The 18,807-nt window shown below is 69.6% G+C and carries 17 protein-coding genes; 10 read left to right on the forward strand and 7 right to left on the reverse strand.

The window, feature by feature from the left end; translation table 11 throughout:
• Positions 1–67: 67 nt before the first annotated feature.
• Complete coding sequence (locus tag C8D81_RS09940) at positions 68–982, forward strand: type IV toxin-antitoxin system AbiEi family antitoxin domain-containing protein (RefSeq protein WP_094405899.1); 915 nt, start codon at positions 68–70, stop codon at positions 980–982.
• Between the two features lie 113 nt (positions 983–1,095).
• On the opposite strand, the gene C8D81_RS09945 is transcribed toward C8D81_RS09940, so the two are convergent.
• Complete coding sequence (locus tag C8D81_RS09945; protein ID WP_094355242.1) at positions 1,096–1,449, reverse strand: BlaI/MecI/CopY family transcriptional regulator; 354 nt, start codon at positions 1,447–1,449, stop codon at positions 1,096–1,098.
• An 87-nt stretch (positions 1,450–1,536) separates the two neighbouring features.
• Between C8D81_RS09945 and C8D81_RS09950 the strand changes: the two genes are divergently transcribed.
• From C8D81_RS09950 to cydC, 4 genes are read left to right on the forward strand one after another with little or no spacing between them, the layout of a single operon-like run.
• Positions 1,537–3,000 carry a cytochrome ubiquinol oxidase subunit I gene (locus C8D81_RS09950; RefSeq protein WP_133626001.1) on the forward strand — a complete coding sequence of 488 codons (1,464 nt, stop codon included), beginning with the start codon at positions 1,537–1,539 and terminating at the stop codon, positions 2,998–3,000.
• Between the two features lie 22 nt (positions 3,001–3,022).
• Entirely contained in the window at positions 3,023–4,072 is a 1,050-nt protein-coding gene (gene cydB / locus C8D81_RS09955) for a cytochrome d ubiquinol oxidase subunit II (RefSeq protein ID WP_094355244.1), read from the forward strand.
• Between the two features lie 37 nt (positions 4,073–4,109).
• Entirely contained in the window at positions 4,110–5,789 is a 1,680-nt protein-coding gene (gene cydD, locus C8D81_RS09960; RefSeq protein WP_094405898.1) for a thiol reductant ABC exporter subunit CydD, read from the forward strand.
• Complete coding sequence (gene cydC, locus C8D81_RS09965) at positions 5,786–7,354, forward strand: thiol reductant ABC exporter subunit CydC (RefSeq protein WP_094405897.1); 1,569 nt, start codon at positions 5,786–5,788, stop codon at positions 7,352–7,354. The genes cydD and cydC overlap by 4 nt, the downstream gene beginning before the upstream one ends.
• Positions 7,355–7,653: 299 nt before the next feature.
• Here cydC and C8D81_RS09970 read toward each other — a convergent pair whose 3' ends face one another.
• Positions 7,654–9,153: a protein adenylyltransferase SelO gene (locus C8D81_RS09970; protein WP_094429883.1), complete on the reverse strand. Its 1,500-nt coding sequence runs from the start codon at positions 9,151–9,153 to the stop codon at positions 7,654–7,656.
• A gap of 131 nt (positions 9,154–9,284) precedes the next feature.
• On the opposite strand from C8D81_RS09970, the gene C8D81_RS09975 reads away from it, so the two are divergent.
• From C8D81_RS09975 to C8D81_RS09990, 4 genes are all read left to right on the forward strand, one after another.
• Positions 9,285–9,848, forward strand: coding sequence for a CGNR zinc finger domain-containing protein (locus C8D81_RS09975; protein ID WP_166646755.1), 564 nt, complete (start codon positions 9,285–9,287; stop codon positions 9,846–9,848).
• Positions 9,845–10,468, forward strand: coding sequence for a LysE family translocator (locus C8D81_RS09980; protein ID WP_166646756.1), 624 nt, complete (start codon positions 9,845–9,847; stop codon positions 10,466–10,468). The genes C8D81_RS09975 and C8D81_RS09980 overlap by 4 nt, the downstream gene beginning before the upstream one ends.
• A 71-nt stretch (positions 10,469–10,539) precedes the next feature.
• The gene (locus tag C8D81_RS09985; RefSeq protein ID WP_094429876.1) at positions 10,540–11,631 is read left to right on the forward strand and encodes an SGNH/GDSL hydrolase family protein; all 1,092 of its coding nucleotides are present in this window, start codon (positions 10,540–10,542) and stop codon (positions 11,629–11,631) included.
• Positions 11,632–11,743: 112 nt separating this feature from the next.
• Positions 11,744–12,043 carry a thiamine-binding protein gene (locus tag C8D81_RS09990; protein WP_094429875.1) on the forward strand — a complete coding sequence of 100 codons (300 nt, stop codon included), beginning with the start codon at positions 11,744–11,746 and terminating at the stop codon, positions 12,041–12,043.
• Between the two features lie 7 nt (positions 12,044–12,050).
• On the opposite strand, the gene C8D81_RS09995 is transcribed toward C8D81_RS09990, so the two are convergent.
• Positions 12,051–13,598 carry an MFS transporter gene (locus tag C8D81_RS09995; RefSeq protein ID WP_094429874.1) on the reverse strand — a complete coding sequence of 516 codons (1,548 nt, stop codon included), beginning with the start codon at positions 13,596–13,598 and terminating at the stop codon, positions 12,051–12,053.
• Between the two features lie 86 nt (positions 13,599–13,684).
• Between C8D81_RS09995 and C8D81_RS10000 the strand changes: the two genes are divergently transcribed.
• Positions 13,685–14,233 carry a TetR/AcrR family transcriptional regulator gene (locus tag C8D81_RS10000; protein ID WP_094405891.1) on the forward strand — a complete coding sequence of 183 codons (549 nt, stop codon included), beginning with the start codon at positions 13,685–13,687 and terminating at the stop codon, positions 14,231–14,233.
• 194 nt (positions 14,234–14,427) lie between these two features.
• Here C8D81_RS10000 and C8D81_RS10005 read toward each other — a convergent pair whose 3' ends face one another.
• From C8D81_RS10005 to C8D81_RS10020, 4 genes are all read right to left on the reverse strand, one after another.
• On the reverse strand, positions 14,428–15,693 hold the full coding sequence (locus C8D81_RS10005) for a septal ring lytic transglycosylase RlpA family protein (RefSeq protein WP_144009731.1): 1,266 nt from the start codon (positions 15,691–15,693) through the stop codon (positions 14,428–14,430).
• A gap of 214 nt (positions 15,694–15,907) precedes the next feature.
• A complete protein-coding gene (locus tag C8D81_RS10010; RefSeq protein ID WP_094405890.1) occupies positions 15,908–18,166 on the reverse strand; it encodes a heavy metal translocating P-type ATPase in 2,259 nt (752 codons plus the stop codon).
• A 37-nt stretch (positions 18,167–18,203) separates the two neighbouring features.
• Positions 18,204–18,416, reverse strand: coding sequence for a heavy-metal-associated domain-containing protein (locus tag C8D81_RS10015; RefSeq protein ID WP_094355254.1), 213 nt, complete (start codon positions 18,414–18,416; stop codon positions 18,204–18,206).
• Between the two features lie 43 nt (positions 18,417–18,459).
• Positions 18,460–18,774: a metal-sensitive transcriptional regulator gene (locus C8D81_RS10020; protein ID WP_208109210.1), complete on the reverse strand. Its 315-nt coding sequence runs from the start codon at positions 18,772–18,774 to the stop codon at positions 18,460–18,462.
• Positions 18,775–18,807: the final 33 nt, after the last annotated feature.

Genomic DNA, 18,807 nt, shown 5'->3' on the forward strand with positions numbered 1-18,807 from the left:
CTTTTTGGCCATCCACAACCTGCCCCAGAGCCTTTCCGCTGTGGGGCGCCTCTGCTGGGCTGGTGCGATGGAGATCGTCACCACCGCCGAGTTGCTGAAGAGCGGGATCGACCACCCCGGCATCAGGAAGCTGGTGACCTCGGGTGATCTGCAGCGGGTACGCCGCGGCGTCTACCTGCGCGGGCCGGATCAGCAGCTCGTCGCCGAGGAGCAGCATCGCGCCCTGATCCGGGCGGTGCTCTGTGATCGGCCCGATGCGGTGTTGAGTCATGTCTCGGCTGCGGTCGTCCACGGTCTACCCGTGCCGTTGCGCAGCCTCGGCCGGGTCCACCTGATCCGCCGCGCCAAGCATCCCGGCGGCAAGCGCTTCAACCACAGCTACCTGCACCGGGTGGTGCAGGAGATCCCCACCTGCGTCATCGCCGGGCTGGTGGTCACCGATCTGGCCACGACCGTCCTCGATCTGATCCGGGTTCTCGATCCCGCTGATGCGGTGGCGGTCGCCGATCGCGCGCTCGCCAAGAAGCTGCAGCGCCAGGTGCTGCTCGACCGGGTCGCCGCCGAGGCCGGGCGCCGCGGAAACGCTCAGGCACGCCAGGTGTTGCGATTCGCCGATCCGCTGGCGGAGAGCCCGGGCGAATCGTGGGCCCGCTGGGCGTTCCATCGAGCGGGGTTGCCGGCCCCGAGGTTGCAGGTCGAATTCTTCGACGACGCCGGGAACTTCGTGGCCCGCCCGGACTTCGACTGGCCCGATCTCGGCGTCTCGGCCGAGTTCGACGGTGAGGTCAAGTACGGACGGCTGCTCGGACCGGGACAGGATGTGGCCTCGGTGATCCGCGCGGAGAAGGACCGGGAGGAGCGGTTCCGGCGGGCGAGCGGCCGGTGGCTGGTCCGGGTGGTCAATCGGGAGCTGGCCGATGTGGCGGCGCTGCGGCGTACCGTGCTCGACGCGGCGGGATATGCGGGCCGAACCGCCGGCTGAGACACCCCACGGCCTTGCCGCGAAACCCCCTCTCCGGGCGTGAAACCCCCACTGCAGTGGGGGTTTCGGCGCAGTAAGGGGGGTTTCAAGGAGAGGCGCTCACCGCGCGGACGTCAGTTGGCGGAGAGTTCCTTGGCCAGGGCGGTCCGGTCGGCGGCGGGCATCCGGCGTACCAGCTCCACATAGACCGCCCGGCGCTCGTCGGCGGGGCCGGTGACGAGTTCGAGGATCTCGTCGGCGATCAGGGCGCCGCGGCTGGTCATCGGCTGGTACAGCCACTGCCGCCCGTCCCGCTCGCGCTGCACGATCTCCTTCTTCGCGAGCCGGTCCAGCACCGTCATCACGGTGGTGTAGGCCAGGTCACGGTCGGCGGCCAGCACCGTGTGCGCCTGCCGCACCGACATCGGCTCCGGGGCATGCCAGAGCACCTCCATCACCTTGGCCTCCAGCTCACCGAGCAACGTCATGGACCCCTCGATTCGTGAATATTGCGCTGGTCACATTAGCCCGCTTCGATTCCTGATCCTACGACGTCTCGTAGTAAGTTGCATGGCATGAGCACCGAGACACTCGCGCGGTGGCAGTTCGGGATCACCACCGTCTACCACTTCCTGTTCGTGCCGATCACGCTCGCCATGTCCTTTCTGGTGGCGATCTTCCAGACCATGTGGGTACGCACCGGCAACAACGCCTACCTCCGGCTGACCAAGTTCTACGGCAAGCTCTTCCTGATCAACTTCGCGATGGGTGTGGTCACCGGCATCGTGCAGGAGTTCCAGTTCGGGATGAACTGGTCGGACTACTCCCGCTTCGTCGGTGACATCTTCGGCGTCCCGTTGGCGCTGGAGGCGCTGCTGGCGTTCTTCCTGGAGTCCACCTTCCTGGGTCTGTGGATCTTCGGCTGGGACCGGTTGCCGAAGAAGATCCACCTGGCCACCATCTGGATCGCGGCAATCGGCACCAACATCTCGGCGATCTTCATCCTGGCCGCCAACTCCTGGATGCAGAACCCGGTCGGCTGGCGCTTCAACGAGCTCACCAACCGGGCCGAGCTGACCGACTTCGGTGCGGTGCTGCTGAACCCGGTGCTGCTGGTCACCCTGCCGCACCAGCTCGCCGCCGCCTGGATGGTCTCCGGCGCCCTGGTCGCCGCGATCGGCGGCTGGCACCTCTACCGGCTCGGGCGCGGCGACGGCAACCACGAGCAGCGCGAGGAGAAGACCCACCGCACCGCCGTTCGGATCGGCGCCGTCGCGATGCTGATCGGCAGCCTCGGCGTACTGATCTCCGGCGACCTGCAGGGCAAGGTGATGACCGAGGTGCAGCCGATGAAGATGGCCGCCGCCGAGGCGCTCTACGAGACCGAGCAACCGGCCGATTTCTCGCTGCTCACCATCGGCACCCTGGACGGGCAGCGCGAGGTGTGGTCGATCAAGATCCCGCGCCTGCTGTCGTTCCTGGCGCACTCCAACTTCACCGGTGAGGTGCAGGGCATCAACCCGCTGAACCGGCAGTACCAGGCCGAGTTCCAGCCCCAGCTGCAACAGGTCTACGGTCCCGAGATCGCCAACCGGATGACCACCTACAACCCGAACATCCCGCTCACCTACTGGACCTTCCGGATCATGATGGGCCTGGGCTTCCTGGCGATGGGTATCGGGGTGTTGACGCTCTGGCTGACCCGCGGGAATCGCCTGCCACGCAGCAAGATCTGGTTCGCGATGATGGTCACGTTCCCGCTGGCGCCGCTGTTCGCGAACTCGTTCGGCTGGATCTTCACCGAGACCGGCCGCCAGCCCTGGGTGGTGTTCGGCGTGATGCCGACCGCCGCCGGTGTCTCCCCCGGTGTCACCCCCGGGATGGTGCTGTTCTCGATGATCACCTTCACCCTCGTCTATGGCGTGCTGGCGGTGATCGAGGTGGGCCTGTTCCTGAAGTACATCCGGATGGGGCTGCCCGAGGTCGAAGAGCCCAAGGTCCTCGAGGACGAGGACTCCCCGATGTCGTTCGCGTACTGAGTTTCTGAGTGAGGAATCGACAATGACACTCGCACTGCTCTGGTTCATCCTGATCGCCATCCTCTGGATCGGATTCTTCGTGCTCGAAGGCTTCGACTTCGGGGTCGGCATGCTGGTCGGCATCCTCGGCAAGAAGGACAAGGACCGCCGGGTGATGATCAACACCATCGGCCCGCTCTGGGACGGCAACGAGGTCTGGTTGATCACCGCCGGCGGGGCCATGTTCGCGGCCTTCCCGGAGTGGTACGCCACCTTGTTCAGCGGGCTCTATCTGCCGCTGTTCCTGATCCTGATCGCGCTGATCTTCCGCGGCGTCGCCTTCGAATACCGGCACAAGCGCGAGAGCGCCGCCTGGCAGCGCGGCTGGGACCGCTGCATCATCTTCGGCTCCTTCGTGCCCGCCCTGGTCTTCGGCATCGGCTTCGCCAACTTCGTCCGCGGGCTGCCGATCGTGCACGACGTCGCCGGACGGCGCTGGGTGATGGAGGGCACCGTCGGCAACTTCTTCGGCCTGTTCATGCCGTACGCCCTGCTCGGCGGGGTGCTGTTCGTCACCTTGTTCCTGTTCCACGGCGCGATCTTCATCTCGCTCAAGACCAAGGGCGAGATCCGCTTCGCCGCCCGGAAGTTCGCCGACCGGATCGGCCTGGTCGCGATCGCACTGCTGGCGATCTTCAGCGTCTGGACCGCTGCGGCGTACGGCAACGGCGTGGTGAGCTGGATCGCTGCGGTGGTGGCGATCCTGGCCGCCACGGCCGGGTACCTGCTGATCAAGCGGGGCCGGGAGGGCTGGGCGTTCACCGGGACCGTGCTGGCGATCATCGCCATGATGGTGCTGATCTTCAGCTGCATGTTCCCGAACGTGGTCCCGGCGCTGGATCCGGTGAACGACATGTCCATCCAGGATGCGGCCTCGACCGGCTACACGCTGCGGATCATGACGATCGCCTCCGCGGTGTTCCTGCCGATCGTGCTCGGTTACCAGGCGTGGACCTTCTGGGTGTTCCGCAAGCGGATCAGCACCCAGAACCTGCCGGTGGTCGAGTCCGCGGAACAGCAGCCGACCGGCTGAGCCGGCCGCCTGCGCGCGAGCGACTACGCTGCCCCCGATGGCCGGACCGATCGATCCACGACTGCTCACCCGGGCCCGGGCCACCCGCGGCTTCCTGATCGCCTCGGTGGTGGTCGGGTCCGCGACGGCCCTGCTCGTGGTGGCCCAGGCCTGGCTGCTGTCGCGGATCGTGGCGCGGGTCTTCGACGCCGGTGCGCAGCCGTCGGCGGCCGAGGCGGCCCGGTTGCCGTTCGGCGGGCTGGCCGCCGCCCTCGGCATGCTGGCGCTGGTGATCGCCGGGCGCGCGGTGCTGGCCTGGTTCGGTTCCTGGCTGGCGCACCGCTCGGCGGCGGCGGTGAAATCCCAGCTGCGGGCCGACATCATCGATGCCCGGCTGGCCGCCCCCGGGGCGACCCGGGTGCCGACCGGGCAACTGGTCGCGCTGCTCGGCCAGGGCCTGGACGCCCTGGACGGCTACTACGCGCGCTATCTGCCACAGCTGGTGCTGGCGCTGACCGTGCCGCTGATCGTCGGCGTGACGATCCTCACCGCCGACCTGACCTCGACGATCGTGGTCGCGCTGACACTGCCGCTGATCCCGCTGTTCATGGTGCTGATCGGGCTCGCCACCAAGGTCAAGCTGGATCGCAGCTGGCGTACCCAGACCCGGTTGGCGAACCACTTCGCCGACCTGGTCGCCGGGCTGCCGACGCTGCAGGTGTTCGGCCGGGCGAAGGCGCAGGAGAAGGGCCTGGTGCTGACCGAGCAGAAGCACCGCAGCGAGACCATGTCGACGCTGCGGGTGTCCTTCCTGTCCTCCTTCGCCCTGGAGCTGCTGGCGACCTATTCGGTGGCCCTGGTCGCGGTACCGATCGGGCTGCGGCTGGTCGAGGGCAATATCGACCTGACCACCGGGCTGTTCGTGCTGATCCTGGTGCCGGAGTGCTATCTGCCGGTCCGCCAGGTCGGGGTGCACTACCACGACTCGATCGACGGGATCACCGCCGCCGACGAGGCGTTCGCGATCATCGAGGGCGCCGACGCGGTCCGCGGCCGGGAGCGCGGCGCGGCCCCGGATCCGGCCGCCGTCGAGGTGCAACTGGCCGGGATCGGCGTACGCCACCCAGGTGCCGAGACCGACGCGCTGACCGACTTCTCGTTGGCGGTACGCCCCGGTGAGGTCGTCGCCCTGTCCGGGCCCTCGGGGTCGGGCAAGTCGACCGCGCTGGCCGTGCTGATGGGCTTCCTCACCCCGACCACCGGCCGGGTACTGGTCGGTGACACCGATCTGGCCACCATCGACCCGGCCGCCTGGCGGGCCCGGTTGGCCTATGTCGCCCAGCAGCCCGGGGTGATCAACGCATCGCTGGCCGAGAACGTCCGGCTGGGCGATCCGGCGGCCGACGATGCGGCGGTGGCCGAGGCGCTGCGGCGGGCCGGGGCCGGTGAGCTGGATCCGGCGCGCGCGGTCGGTGACGACGGGGTGGAACTGTCCGCCGGTGAGCTGCGCCGGGTCGCGGTGGCCCGGGCGCTGCTCCGGCTGGATGCCGGGGCCGGACTGCTGGTGCTCGACGAACCGACCGCCGGCCTGGATGCCGCGGCCGAGCAGGCGGTGATCGAGGCGGTACGCCGCAGCGGCGCCTCGGCGCTGGTGGTCAGCCACCGCGATGCGGTGCTCGCCGCCGCCGATCGGGTGGTCCGGTTGACCACGGCACAGCCCGATGAGGTGCGCCGATGAGCACCCTCGCCCTGTTCCGCGGGTTGGCGGCCGAGGTGCCCCGGGCCCGGTTGCGGTTCGCCGCCGCGCTGCTGCTGTCCTTCCTCACCTCGCTGGCCGCGGTGACGCTGATGGGTGCCTCCGGCTGGATGATCTCCCGGGCCGCCGAGCATCCGCCGGTGCTCTATCTGCAGGTGGCGATCGTCATCGTGCGGGCCTGCGGGCTCTTCCGGGCGGTCTTCCGGTACGCCGAGCGGCTGGTCTCGCACGAGCTGGCGCTGCAGCTGCAGAGCGCGCTGCGGATCCGCACCTACGCCACGCTGGCGAGCACCACCCTGCTCGGCCGGCGCCGCGGTGACCTGCTGATCCGGGTGGTCTCCGATGTCGCCGCGATCATGGATCTGGTGGTCCGGGTGGCGGTGCCGTTCGCCTCCGCCGGATTGCTGGTGGTGGCGGCCAGCGTGGCGATGTCGGTGCTCTCCCCGGTGGCCGGGGTGGCGCTGCTGATCTCAGCGGTGCTGGCCGGCTGGCTGGTACCGATCGCGGCGGCCGGTGCCTCGGCGCGCGCGGACCGGGAAACCGTCGGGCTGCGGGCGGAGCTGGCCGTGCTGACCCGGGAGGTGAACCGGGCGGCGTACGATCTGGCCGCCTATGGTGACACCGGCCGCCGGGATGCACTGCTCGCCGTCGATGCCCGGCTGCGGGCCGCCGAGTCGCGGGCCGCGGTGGTCCGCGGGGCCGCTGCCGGCGCCCAGGTGCTGGCCGCCGGGGCGGCGGTGCTGGTCGCGGTCTGGGTCGGCGTACCGGCGGTGGCCGACGGGTCGCTGGCCCGGGTGAACCTGGCGGTGCTGGTGCTGGTGCCGCTGGCGCTGCACGAGGTCCTCGTCCCGCTCACCCAGTCGGCGCAGACGCTGACCCGGGCCCGGGCCGCGCTGGACCGGGTCCGCGAGCTGCTCACCGCTCCCCCGGTCGGCCGCGGGGACCGCGCCGATGAGACCCCGGCCGCCGAACCGGTGCTGGAACTGGACCGGGCCGCGGTGGGCTGGCCGGGTGCCGGTGCGGTGCTCGATGACGTGTCGCTGGTGGTACGCCCCGGTGAGCGGGTCGCGCTGACCGGTGCGAGCGGGATCGGCAAGACGACGGTGGCGACCACGCTGATGGGGATGATCCCGCCGCTCGCTGGGGCGATGACGGTTCGCGGCACCATCGGCTATCTCGCGCAGGACGCGCACATCTTCAACACCTCGGTGGCCGAGAACGTCCGGATCGGCGATCGGGACGCCGACGACGAGCGGGTCGGTGTGGCGCTGCGCGCCGCGGGGCTGGAGCTGCCGTTGCGGCGGATCGTCGGCGAGGAGGGTTCGATGCTGTCCGGCGGCGAGGCCCGCCGGCTGGCGCTGGCCCGGGTGCTCGTCGGGGACAGTCAGTGCTGGATCCTCGACGAGCCCACCGAGCACCTGGACACCGACACCGCGGCCCGGTTGCTGGACGATCTCTGGGCGCTGTCGGCGGACCGCGCGGTGCTGGTGATCACCCACGACCCCCGCGTCGCCGCCGCCTGCGACCGGATCGTGCACCTCGGCTGACCCGACCCGCTCATCGAGTAGGCAGCCATGCGCAGCGCAGCGGAGCAATGGCTGCCGTGTCGAGATGAAGCGCCCCGTCAGACCACACCCTCGACCCCTCGCTTACCAGTTGGTCGAACCCCAGAATTCGCCCCCAGTGTTCGAGCACCGACGAGCGGATGCGGGTCTGCGGCCCGCGTCAAGAAACGCGGGATGGATTCTGGGGTTTGACCAGTCGGTAGAACCCTCGCGCTCATCGAGTAGGCAGCCATGCGCAGCGAAGCGGAGCAATGGCTGTCGTGTCGAGATGAAGTGCCCGCTCAGGTACCGCAGAAGGTCACATGCGGGCCCGCGTCGGCCGGGGCGGGCCGGGAGAGATCGTCCAGACCCGGGCGGGCGGCGTACGGCTCGCGCAGCGCGTCGACGAGCCGCTGATAGGGCGCGAGGTCGCCGGCGGTCGCGGCCGCGAGCGCCTCCTCGACGACGTGGTTCCGGGCGATGTAGGCCGGGTTGATCCGGTCCATCGCCGCGGCCACCTCACCCGGTTCGCCGACGAGCAGCGCCTCGCGGCGGGTGGCCCACGGCGCGAGGACGGCCGGGTCGGGGAACAGCTCGGCGGCGGTACCCGCCGACAGGGCCCGGAAGAAACCGGTGAGGTCGACCCGGTGCTGCTGGAGCAGCGCGAGCCCGTCGGTCACCAGGTCCTCATCCGGCGCGGGCAGGCCGAGCTTGCGGGAGAACCCGGCGACGAGCGCCTCCTGATAGCTCCCGGCGAACCCGACGACGATCTCGGTGGCGGCCTCGACCGCGGCCTCCCGATCGTCGGCGATGAGCGGCAGCAGCGTTTCGGCGAGCCGGGCCAGGTTCCACTGCGCGATCGCGGGCTGGTTGCCGTAGGCGTACCGGCCGCCGGCGTCGATCGAGCTGAACACGGTCGCCGGATCATAGCCATCCAGGAATGCGCACGGGCCGTAGTCGATGGTCTCCCCCGAGATCGTCATGTTGTCGGTGTTCATCACACCGTGGATGAACCCGACCTGCATCCACTGCGCGATCAGCTCCGCCTGGACCCGGCTCACCTGGCGCAACAGCGTGAGCCCGGGTGTGGTGTCCGCCGGGTCGGCGGCATCCGGGAAGTGACGCTGCAGCGCGTACGCCGTCAGCCGTTCCAGCAGCGTCGCGTCCGAGGGAGTCTCCGGGTGGGCGGTGAGCTGGGCCGCCAGCTGGAAGGTGCCGACCCGCAGATGGCTCGCGGCGACCCGCGCCAGCACCGCACCCGGCTGCCGGACGCCGTCCCGCGGGACCCGCTCACCGGTGGTGCAGACCACCAGGGCGCGGGAGGTCGGAATGCCGAGGGCGTGCATCGCCACCCCCATCAGGTGTTCCCGCAGCATCGGCCCGAGGACCGCCTTGCCGTCGCCACCGCGGGCGAAGGGGGTCCGCCCGGATCCCTTCAGGTGCAGGTCTTTCCGGCGGCCGGCGGTGTCGACGATCTCACCGAGCAGCAGCGCCCGGCCATCACCGAGCAGCGGCGAGTAGCCGCCGAACTGGTGCCCGGCGTACGCCTGCGCAACGGTCGGCACGTTCTCGGGCACGTCACCGACGAGCAGTCGCGTGCCCTCCGGTGTCCGCAGGGCGGCCGGGTCGACGCCGAGCTCGGCGGCCAGGGATTCGTCGATCACCACCGGGCACGGCTCGGGGAAGCTCGCGGCACGGCGGGCCACGGACAGTTCGGGCACCGCTGCGGCGTACCCCTGGGTGAGGGTGAACGGGCCGGCGGCGACACCGGTCGCCGGCGGAGCGAGATGGACCTCGGCCATGACGTGCTCCTTCGTGTGGGCGTCATTCGAGCCTAGGTCACCGGTGGTACCGGTGATCGCCGACACCAACTGATGTAATGGTTTTTGACCATCTATCCATTAACCTCCCACTAACCTCCCACACTGAGTCCATGACGGAATGGACCTGGCTGGGCGACCACCCCGCGGTCGATCTGGCGAACACGATCCGGATCGTCGACGGTCAGCGGGTCGAGCTCATCGGCACGGTCGACGCCTTCGCCGAGTGGGCGGACCTCGAACCCGCGGCACTGCCCCCGGCCCGGCCGAGGACCGAGGCCGAACTCACCCGCGTACACCGCCTGCGAGACAGCGCGGTCCGGTTGCTGGATGCGGCCGTGACCGGGCGTGAACTGCCCGCCGCCGACGTCCGCGCGGTGAACGATGCGGTGCGCGCCTCCGCCACGACCCGGCTGATCGGCGGACGGGTGGGTGCCACCGAGACCGAAGCCCGCGACGGTACCGGGTTGGACGGGTTGCTCGGCGTACTCGCCGCCACCGTCGTCGACCTGCTCGGTCGGGACCACTTGGCCAACCTCGCGGTCTGCCATGCTGACGGGTGCGGCCAGTTCTTCCACCGGGCCCGACCGAACCAGCGCTGGTGCAGCCCCGGATGCGGGAACCGGGCGCGGGTCGACCGGCACCGGCACCGCCGACGCGCGACCCCCACGCCGTGACCGAGCTGGCCGCGATCAACTGGCCCGGCTTCTTCGCCGTCCTGGTGCTGGCCTACCTGACGCCGGGGCCCGAGTTCCTGATCGTGCTGCGCTCGGCGACCCGGGGCTGGCGGGCGGGCCTGGCCGCGGGAGCAGGTGCCCAGACCGGGCTCACCGTGCACATGCTGATCGCCACACTCGGCCTCTCCCTGCTGCTCACCCGCTATCCGAGCGCGCTGCTCACCATCCAATTGGCGGGATCGCTCTATCTCGGGTACCTGGGCTGGCGTCTGCTGCGCAGCGCCGGCACCGAGGCCGGACCCCGCCCGTCGACCGCCACCGCATTCCGCCAGGGCCTGGCCACCGACCTGCTGAACCCCAAGGTGGTCGTCTTCTTCGCCGCCGTGCTCCCGCAGTTCGTCAACCTGTCCGCGGGCCGGGTCCGCGAACAGATGCTGTTGCTCGGCGTCGTGGACGTGCTGTTCGGGTTCCTCGCCTGGCTGCTGGTGACGGCCGTCGGCGTACGCCTGAACACCTGGCTCGCCGACCCGGCGCACCGCCGCCATTGGGATCGGGTCGGCGGGGCGCTGCTGCTCGCGGTGGCGATCACGCTCGCCGTCTCCGGAATGTTCCGGTGGTGACCGATTCGCGGGCCGTGTGAGGCTGGCCACACACCCCCGGGACCGTGCCCGGGCCCGAAAGAAGGACTTCGATGAGGGCAACCACGTTCCTGCGCCGCACAGCAGCCGGAGCCGCGATCGTCGCGCTCGGCACACTGGCCGGCTTCACCCCCGCACTCGCCGCGACCACCAACGACTACGTCGCCCTCGGTGACTCCTATTCCGCCGGTGACGGTGGCGGCAACTACATCATCGACGGCACCACCTGCTTCCGCTCACCCAACTCCTTCGCCGGTCAACTGGCCGCGGAGAAGGGGTTCAACCTGGACCTGCAGGCCTGTTCCGGTGCGATCACCTCCGACATGCCCAAGCAGTACCCGTCACTGTCGGCCGAGACCGACTTCGTGACGCTGACCATCGGCGGCAACGACATCGGCTTCGCACCGGTGGTCACCGAATGCGCGAAACCGTCCTGGTGGGGAGATTGCAGCAAGGCGGTGAACGAGGCCGTCGCCAAGACCAACAATGTGCTGCCCAGCAAGCTCGCCGACGTGTACGCCCAGGTGAAGACGAGGGCGCCGAAGGCGAAGATCGTGGTCGCCGGCTATCCGCGGTTGTTCAACGGCCAGGACTGCTCCTGGGCCACCTTCTTCTCCGCCGACGAGATGCGCCGGATGAACGATGCGGCCGATCTGTTGAACAGTCGGATCCAGCAGCAGGCGGCGAGTTCCGGGTTGACCTTCGTCGATGTCCGCCAGCAGTTCACCGGGCACGCCGTCTGCGACGCCCAGCCCTATCTGCACAACCTGTCGCTGAACGTGGTCGAGTCGTTCCATCCGAACAAGGCCGGCTATGCGGCGTACGCCGACGCGATCGGTCCGAAGCTCGGCACCCCGCGCACCTCGCTCGCCTCCGCGGCGTACGCCGGCGGGCAGGCCGTGATGACCGACAGCCGCAGCGGGAAGAGCGTGCGCGCCAACCTCGGCGGCCGGACCGCCGCCGACCCGTCCCGCAGCCGGACCAGCAATCCGGATCTGCGCTCGGCGGAGGCCCGTGCCGCGGCCCGGAAGGCCGGGATCAGTGACCGCGAGCTGAATGAGCTGGCCGCCGGCCAGGAAAAGGCGCTGCGCGGCCAGCAGGTCAGCCAGGCCGAGGCCCAGGCGCTGCGCCGCGCCAAGGGCTGACCCCGCCGCGATCCATCGAATCCTGCGTGCATCCCCCTCCCCCTGCAGGGCTGGGGAATTGCACTGTGGGTTCGATGGATCGCGGGCGGGGGGCTGGTGGCAGACTGGTGGCATGCTGGTCGCCTTCTCCGTCGCCCCCTCCGGTTCCGAATCCGTGCACGAGGCGGTCGCCGCCGCCGTCCGCGTGGTCCGCGAATCCGGCCTGCCCAATCAGACCGACTCGATGTTCACCACCATCGAGGGCGAGTGGGACGAGTGCATGGACGTGGTGAAACGCGCCACCGAGGCGGTGCAGCGCTACGGCAACCGGGTCTCGCTGGTGCTCAAGGCCGACATCCGGCCCGGCCACACCGGTGAGCTCACCGGCAAGATCGAGCGACTCGACCAGGCGCTCCAGCAGTCCGCGGACTGAGCCGCGCTCAGTGCTCGACCTCGGCCAGGTCCGCCTGCGCCGAGACCCCACGGAGCATGATGCCCGCGAAGATCGCCACCGCGAAGAGGATCACCGCGGCGATACCACCGGTCCAGGCAAGGGCGCTGGTGAACGAATCGACCGCGGCGCTCGCCAGCGCCGCACCGATCTCACCCGGCAGCTGCTGGGCGTACACCAGTGCCGCCGCCAGGGTCTCCTTCGCCCCCTCGAGCACCGTCGCGGGCAGCCCCGCGGGCGCGGCCTCCGCGAGACCCCGGCGATAGAAGCCGAGCAGCACCGACCCGAGGATCGCGGTGCCGAACGCGGTGCCTAGTTCGTACGCCGTCTCGCTGATCGCGGCGGCCTGACCCGCCTGTTCCGGGCGTACCGAACTCATGATCAGGTCGTTGGTGAGCGTCATCCCCACCCCGGCACCCAGGCCGACGAGGCAGAGGGTGATGGCGATCATCCACGGCGGGGTGTCCGGGGTGAGCCGGAGCAGCATCGCGAAACCGCCGGCGGTGATCAGGACGCCGAGGGCGACGATCAGGGCGGTCGGGAATCGCTTCACCAGCGCCGCGGCGATGAACCCGGCGCAGGCGGAGACGGCGGCCTGCGGCAGCATCCAGAGCGCCGAGGAGATGACGCTGAGGCCGAGGACGAGCTGCAGGAACTGGGTGAGGGCGAACATCGCACCGACCAGGGAGAACACCGAGAGCAGGTCGGTGATCACCGCACCGGTGAAGGCCCGCACGCGGAAGAGCCGGACATTGATCACCGGCACCGGCATCCGCAGCTGGCGGATCACGAACAGCACGAGCAGCACGAGGCCGGCGAAGAAGGTGAGGAACGCGACCCCGGGGCCCTTGCCCTCGGCGAAGGTCTTCACGCCATAGACGAAGGAGATCATCCCGGCGAGCGAGAACAGGATGCTGGGCAGGTCTATCCGGCCCGGGTTCGGGTTCCGGCTCTCGGGAACCAGGAACGGCGCCAGCGCGAGCAGCAGCACCATCACCGGGATGTTCATCAGGAAAGCCGCGTGCCAGCTGAACACCTCGATGATCCAGCCGCCCACGATGGGGCCGGCGGCGGCGCCGAGCGCACCCATCGCGGACCAGACGGCCATCGCGGTACGCCGCTGGTCACGGTCGGCGAACATGTTGCGGATCAGCGAGAGCGTGCCGGGCATGATCATCGCACCGGAGATGCCGAGCAGGGCGCGGGCGGCGATCAGCATCCAGGGTGCGGTCGAGAGGGCACCCAGCACCGAGGCGATCGCGAAGAAGACCGCGCCGATGAGCAACACCCGGCGCCGCCCGAACCGGTCCCCCAGTGAGGACATGGTGATCAGCAGGCCGGCCAGCATCAGCGCATAGATGTCGAGCATCCACAGCTGCTGGGTGCCGCTGGGCTTCAGCTCCGCGGTGATGTCGGCCAGCGCGAAGATCAGCACCATGCCGTCGATCGCGATGAGCAGCATCGGCAGCACCAGGACCGCCAGTCCCACCCAGGTGCGGGTCGTCGCCCGCTGCGGGGTCTCCGTCGTCAGTTCCATCGGTTCCGTCTCTCGGTCGGGGGTTACTTCACCATTTAGTGTACTACACCAAATGGTATAGTAATGACCGTCGAGGAGGAGGACCGATGGCACGACCGAGCGCACGACCCAAGCTGATCGATGCGGCCCTGACGGTGGTGGCGGAGCGGGGCGTCACCGCCCTCACTCTCGACGCGGTGGCCGAACAGGCCGGAGTGACCAAGCGCGGCCTCATCTACCACTTCCCCAGCAAGCACGCCCTGCTGGTCGGCATCCACACCGAACTGGCCGCGCGGATGGAGCGCCGACTCCTCGACGCCACCGGGCGGGAGCCGGAGACCGCGAGCCTGGTGGATCGTACGCGCGGCTATGTGCGCGCGGCGGTGGATGCTCCGACCACCGTCGAGCTGCGGTTGATCATGGAGGCCGCGAACGAGCCGGACTGGCTGGCACCCTGGGAGCGGGTCTACCGGCGCTGGTTCCCCGAGGAGGAGCAGTCGGTCGACGAACTCGATGCGGTGGCGCTGCGCTGTCTGGTCGCGCGGATGGCCGCCGACGGCTCCTGGGGATACGAGAGCATGCTGAGCACCCCGATGACCCCGCAGGCCCGCGAGCGACTCACCGAGAGCATCCTCGACACCCTCGGCGACGCCTGATCGACCCGTTTCAGCCCTCGTTGTCGGCGTGTCACTGCACCGCGATCTGCGCTCCACCGAGGCAAGCAGCTCGTCCCCGGCCGACACGGGGGCCGCGAAATGCAGTACGCCCGGGCCGAGGCCCGGGCGTACTGTGCGTGAACGCTGGCTGAGCGAGGGCGGATCGAGCGGGTCGAAACCACCTCGGCCCAGGATCAGAGCGGCTGGTAGACCACCGTCATCACACCCTGGCTGACGTTGCCGATGGCCGAGAAGGCGGCCTTCGACAGGTCCAGGCAACGGCCGGCGATGTAGGGGCCGCGGTCGTTGATCCGGACGGTGACGGTCTTGCCGTTGGAGGGGTTGGTGACCTTGACCATGGTGCCGAAGGGCAGCGTCTTGTGTGCCGCGGTCAGCGCGTTGGTGTTGAACACCTCGCCGTTGGCGGTCATCTGACCCTCGTCGTACATGGAGGCCTGGCAGGTGGAGCCGACGGCCGGGCTGCCACCGGTGGAACCGGAACCCGAACCCGAGCCGGAGCCGGCGTTGGTGCCCGCGGACTTCGACGGCGGGCTGGAGGGGCGCGACGAGCTGGTCGTGGGGGCCTTGCTCGGGCTCTTCGACGGGGTGGTGCTCTTCGGGGTCGGGGTGGCGGTGCTGCCGGTACCGACCAGCACGACCTCATCGACCGGCTGCTTGTCGACGCGGCTGGAGGTCATCTTGTTCTCGATGCTCTTGCCGTTCTCGAAGCGCTCGGTCCAGACCTCGATGGTCTTGCCCGGTACGCCCTTGGTGTCGACCTTCTCGGTGCCCTTGGGCAGCGAGGAGCTCTCCTTGCGGACGGTCTTGAAGGGGATCTCGATCTCGCGGGTGGTCTCCTTGGTGTCGACCTTGTTCACCGCGACGGTGAGCCCCTCGGTGATCGGGGTGTCGACGCCGGGATCGAGCCGGTCGGTCGGCGCGTATTCGATCTGCGCCTCGGCGAGCGCCTGGCCGACGGTCTCGGCCGGGGTGATCACGGTGCGCGATTCACCGGCGACGACCACGGTGATCTGCTTGGCGGTCTCGATGTTGAGATCCAGACCCTCGCGGCCGATCGCGGCGCTGCGGGAGGTGGAGAGCTTGGACTCGTCGCGGATCGACATCTCCGCGAGCGCCTGCTCCACGGTGGTGGCAGTGGTCCACATGGAGGACTTCTCGCCGTCGACCGAGAGGTTGAGCTGGCGGCCGTAGCGGACGCTGATCTGCTGGCCGTCGGCGAGCTTCTCACCGAGGGCCGGTGCGACCTGGTCACGCTCACCGACCTGGATGTTCTGGGCCTGGAGGGCTTCACCGACGGTTCCGGACCAGGTGCGGACCTTCATCGGCACCCCGTCCTGGGACACCTCCACATCCTTGGCCATCGCCTGGCTGACGCCGAAGACGCCACCCGAAGCCACCAGGACACCACCGGCGACCGCCAGGGGGATTACCTTGCGCAACTCGACTCCCGTGAGAACTCTGCTGTTTGGTGCCGAGGCGCACAAGCACGTATCACCCCGACTCATTCGTCACGGAATGGTAACTGCTCCGAGCCGTTTCCCAAAAATCTGCTGAGAAAACCCACAGTTGGGGGCTCCCCGCCCGAACATGTCAGGGGTTATGCACGGTCAACAAGGCCGCGGACTGTGCGATCTGCCCCAAGAGCTGACCGGCTCAGCGGGCGTACGCCTTGAACCGGCGCAGCCGGAGGCTGTTGCTGACCACGAAGACCGAGCTGAGTGCCATCGCGGCCCCGGCGATCATCGGGTTCAGGAAACCGAGCGCGGCGAGCGGCAGTGCGGCCACGTTGTAGGCGAAGGCCCAGAACAGGTTCGCCTTGATGGTGCCCAGGGTCGCCCGGGAGAGGCGGATCGCGTCGCCGGCGAGCAACAGGTCGCCGTGCACCAGGGTGAGGTCGGCGGCCTCGATGGCGGCGTCGGTTCCGGTACCCATCGCGATGCCGAGGTCGGCGGTGGCGAGCGCGGCGGCGTCGTTCACGCCGTCGCCGACCATCGCGACCCGGCGGCCCTCGGCCTGCAGGGCCCGGACGGTGTCGACCTTGTCGGTGGGCAGCACCTCGGCGATCACCTCGTCGATGCCGACCTCGGCGGCGACCTGTTCGGCGGCGGTGGCGGAGTCGCCGGTGAGCAACACCGGGCGCAGGCCCAGCGCGCGCAACCGGCGGATCGCCTCGGCCGAGCTCGGGCGTACGGTGTCGGCCACCTCGATGACGCCGATCGGGTCGTCGTCGGCGATCACCACCACGGCGGTACGCCCGGCGGCGCGGCCCTCGTCGAAGGCGGCGCGCAGCTCGGCCGGGAGCTCGCCGTCGACCAGGGCCGGTCGGCCAACCTTGATCCGGCGGCCCTCGACGGTCGCCTCGGCACCCAGGCCGGGTCGGTTGATGAAGTCGGTCACACCCACCGTCGGCTGAGTGAGCGCCAACCCCTCCGTCGGCTGAGCGAGCGCCAGCGAGTCGAAGCCACCCACGATGGCCCGCGCGATGGGGTGCTCGGAGTTGTCCTCGACGGCGGCGGCCAACCGCAGCACCTCGGCCTCGTCGACACCGGCGACCGGGCGTACGCCGGCCACCGACATCGCGCCGGTGGTGACGGTGCCGGTCTTGTCCAGCACCACGGTGTCGACCCGGCGGGTGTCCTCGAGGACCTCGGGGCCCTTGATCACGATGCCGAGCTGGGCGCCCCGGCCGGTACCGACGAGCAGGGCGGTGGGGGTGGCCAGACCGAGCGCACAGGGGCAGGCGATGATCAGCACCGCGACCGCCGCGGTGAAGGCGAAGGCGGCACCGGCGCCGAGCAGCAGCCAGGTCACCAGGGTGATCAGCGACAGGGCGATCACGATCGGCACGAAGATGCCGGAGATCCGGTCGGCGAGGCGCTGCACCTGGGCCTTGCCGGTCTGGGCGGCCTCGACCATCCGGGCGATCTGGGCGAGCTGGGTGTCCTGGCCGACACGGGTGGCGCGGACCACGATCCGGCCCTCGGCGTTCACGGTCGCTCCGATCACCTCATCGCCGGGGCCGACCTCGACCGGTACCGATTCACCGGTGACCAGCGAGTTGTCGATGCTGCTGCGCCCGGAGGCGACGACACCGTCGGTGGCGACCTTCTCCCCCGGGCGGACGACGAACTCGTCGCCGACCGCGAGCTGATCGACCGGGACCCGGTGCTCGGTGCCTTCGCGGAGCACCGACACCTCGTTGGCGCCCAGGGTCAGCAGCGCGCGGACCGCTTCGCCGGCGCGGCGCTTTGCGCGGGCCTCGAAGTAGCGACCGGCCAGGATGAAGGTGGTGATGGCGGTGGCGGCCTCGAGATAGATGTTTCCGAGTCCGTCCCCCTGCTCCAACCGGAAGCTGAACGGGTGGGTCATGCCGGGATGGCCGGCGGTGCCGAAGAAGAGCGCATAGACGCTCCAGGCGTACGCCGCCAGGGTGCCCATCGAGATCAGGGTGTCCATGGTGGCGGTGCCGTGGCGCAGGTTGACCCAGGCGGCGCGGTGGAAACCGCTGGCGCCCCAGAGCACGACCGGGGTGGCCAGGCCGAGGCTGAGCCATTGCCAGCCGTTGAACTGCAGCGGCGGCAACATCGCGAGCAGGATCACCGGCACCGAGAGGACCGCGCTGACGATCAGCTTCTCGCGCAGTGCGGCGGTGGGGTCGTCCGCGTCCGAGCCGGTGGGGGTCGTCGAGGGGACGCTGGCACGGTAGCCGGCCCCCTCGACGACCTTGATCAGCTCGTCGATTCCATGATCACCAACGTTGTTGATCTTGGCTTTCTCGGTGGCGTAGTTGACCGTGGCGCTGACCCCGTCGACCTTGTTGAGCTTCTTCTCGATCCGGGTCGCACAGGACGCACAGGTCATCCCGTCGATCTCCAGTTCGACGCTCTGCGGTCGCTGGTCCAGCGCCGTCATGATCAACTCCTCGTGCTGCTGTTCTTCGGGGTACGCCTCAGGCCTGCGCGACCTGGTAGTCACCGGCCTCATCGACCGCTTCGGCGAGCTGGGACAGGTCCAGCGGCTGCTCGGAGGTGACGGTCATCCGGCCGCCCTCGAGCTCGACGGACACGTCGGTCACCCCGGCCAGGGCGGAGACCTCTTCGGTGACGGCCTGGACGCAGTGCCCGCAGGTCATGCCGGTGACGGTGTAGTTCGCGGTGGTCATGGTTCTCCTCTGATTGATCGTTGGGGGATTGATCTTGGTTCGGTCAGCTGCGGACGAGCCGGGCGATGGCCGCGGTGGCCTCGTCGATCTTCTCCTGGCCGTCGCCGCCGTCGGCGATGGCGTGCGCGACACAATGGTGCAGGTGCTCATCGAGCAGTCCGAGCGCCACGGACTCCAGCGCCCGAGTCGCGGCCGAGACCTGGGTGAGGACGTCGATGCAGTACTTGTCCTCATCGACCATCCGCTGCAGGCCCCGGATCTGCCCCTCGATGCGACGCAGCCGCTTGAGGTGCGCCTCCTTGTTGGCCGTGTAGCCATGGGTCGGCTGGGCCTGGTCGACCGCGGTCTCGTTCTCCATGGCCATAACCATACCCCCCTATGGTATCTGTCG

The organism is Enemella evansiae, from assembly GCF_004362375.1.
GTDB classification, from domain to species: domain Bacteria; phylum Actinomycetota; class Actinomycetes; order Propionibacteriales; family Propionibacteriaceae; genus Enemella; species Enemella evansiae.